The organism is Mycobacterium sp. TH-M106, from assembly GCF_057473765.1.
Map to the genome: position 1 here is coordinate 1 of NZ_JBYCLE010000159.1, position 2,602 is coordinate 2,602.

Genomic DNA, 2,602 nt, shown 5'->3' on the forward strand with positions numbered 1-2,602 from the left:
CGGGTCATGATGCCGGCCTCCTTGGGCTCGAAGGCGAGCATCAGCCCGAGCGCCACCGCGGTGGTCATGTTGATCCACAGGATCTGGGTGGGCAGGACGGGCAGTGCGGCACCGGCGGCGATGGCAGCCAGGATCACCAGTCCCTCACCGATGTTCGTGGGCAGCGTCCACGTGAGGAATTTGACGAGGTTGTCGAAGACGCCGCGGCCTTCTTCGACGGCGGCTTCGATGGTGGCGAAGTCGTCGTCGGTGAGCACGATGTCGGCGGCGTCTTTGGCGACCTCGGTGCCGCTTCTGCCCATGGCAACGCCGATGCTGGCCTGCCGCAGGGCTGGTGCGTCGTTGACACCGTCGCCGGTCATCGCGACCACGTCGCCTTGTCCCTGCAACGCCTGGACGAGCCGCAGCTTCTGCTCGGGCGACACCCGGGCGAACACGGTTGCCCTGGCCACCGCCTCCGGGAACTCGCCGGCATCCAGCGCAGCCAGATCGACGCCGGTGAGCACCGTTCCCGGTATGTCCCGGCCGTCGAGCACACCGACCTGGGTCGCGATCGCGGCCGCCGTTCCCGCGTGATCGCCGGTGATCATCTTGACCGCGATGCCCGCGGCGTGACACGCGGCGACCGCAGGCGCCACGGCGGCCCGCGGCGGATCGAGCATCGCGTGTAACCCGGTGAGCGCCAGCGAACCCGGTGACGCCTCGCCATCGAAGTCATCGGGGTCGTCCATGGCGCGCACGGCGGTCGCCAACACCCGCAACCCCCGGCCGGCCAGCCGCTCGGCGTCCGCCAGCACCGCGTCACGCTGCAGCGCCTGCAACGAGCCGTCTGCTCTCATCCGCGATTCGCACAGCTCGAGGATCCGCTCCACCGCACCTTTGACCAAGACCACATACCCGTCGTCGTCGCGATGCATGGTGGCCATGTAACGCCGCTCGGAACTGAACGGGAGGGCCGCGATCCGCGGCAGGCGTTCGGCAAGCCGCTCCGGATCAAGACCCGCCTTGAGGGCAACAACCAGCATTGCGCCCTCGGTCGGGTCGCCGATGACATCCCACCGCCCGTTCTCGTGGCTCAGGGCGGCGTCATTGCAGCACGCCGCCGCCAGCAGCGACCACCGCAGCGCCGTGTCGGCATCGATCGCCACCGGTGCGCCGTCGGCGCTGATCAGCTCACCGTCGGGTGAATAGCCCGACCCGGTCACTTCGACGGTCGTGTCAGCGGTCCGGATCAGCCGCACGCTCATCTGGTTCTCGGTCAGCGTTCCGGTCTTGTCGGTGCAGATCACGGTTGTGCTGCCCAATGTCTCGACGGCAGGGAGTCGCCGGACCACCGCACGCCGCCGCGCCATCCGGGCCACCCCGATGGCCAGGGTGATCGTGACCGCCGCCGGCAACCCCTCGGGGATGGCACCGACCGCGAGGGCGATCGCCGCGGTGAAGGTCTCGACGGCATCCTGGCGACGAAGCAGCCCAACGGCGAACGTGAGGCCGGCGAGCACGAGAATGCCCACCGTCAGGATCATGCTGAACCGGGCGAGTTTCTCGGTCATCGGGGTGGCGAGTGTCTCCGCGGCTCCGACGAGACGATGGATCTCTCCGACCTCGGTCTCCGCCCCGGTGGCGACCACGACGCCGGCCGCATGTCCGGCCGTCACCAGTGTGCCCGAGTAGGCCATGTTGCGCCGGTCGGCCACCGGGGTGGACTCAGCCAGGATGGTCTCGCCCTTGTCGACCGGTGCCGACTCACCGGTCAGTGCCGACTCGTCGACGCGCAACTCCGTCTCGCGCAGCAGTCGGACGTCGGCGGGAACCTTGTCCCCGGCCTCCAGCAGGACTAGGTCACCGGGGACGAGATCGTCGGACGGCAGGGTTCGTTCCCGGCCGTCGCGGACTACTTTGGCATCGGTGTGAACGATCTCGCGCAGGCCTGCGAGGGCGACCTCGGCCTTGGACTCCTGGATGAAGCCCACCGCCGCGTTGATCAGCACCACACCGAAAATGACGCTCGAATCGGCGAATTCACCGAGCCCCGCGGTGATCGCGCCGGCGACGAGCAACACATAGATCAGCGGGTGATGGAACTGCCGCAGGACCCGCACCAGCAGCCCGGCTCCCGCCGCCGGGGGCAACACGTTCGCGCCGTAACGCTCGAGGCGCTCGGCCGCCTCGCCCGCCGACAGCCCGCGATGCGGATCGGTCTCCAGCAGCAGCACGACCTCGTGTGCGGCCAGCCCGTGGTGTGCAGTCGTCGCAAATTCGGTGGAAGCCCGCGCCGCCGGCATCGCCTCACCTCGCCCACCTGGCCGATCAGTCGTCACCCCTGAAGTGTTCGCACCGGAAACGTTGCGGGTCAGAGCCTTAGGTCACCAGGACCCTAAGTCATCGAGGCGGGGCGGATCGTCGTTGACAGTCACGGTCAGCTGCTCCTACTGTGCCAGTTCAGGCCCGGGCCCGCAAGGCCGTGCAGACGTTCCGCAGGCGTTCGATTCGGGAGGGCGGCAGATGAGTGACCCCACCAGGCTTCGCGTGATCCAGTGGGCCACAGGAGGCGTCGGGAAGGCCGCCATCGCGTGTGTGCTCAACCACCCGCAGCTCGACT

Annotated in this window: 1 protein-coding gene; it reads right to left on the reverse strand. The window is 68.7% G+C overall.

Features of this window, described 5'->3' with window-relative positions; translation table 11 throughout:
- On the reverse strand, window positions 1-2,285 hold a 2,285-nt coding region (locus AC2VOP_RS05710), incomplete at its 3' end, for an HAD-IC family P-type ATPase (protein WP_486960050.1).
- Window positions 2,286-2,602: the final 317 nt, after the last annotated feature.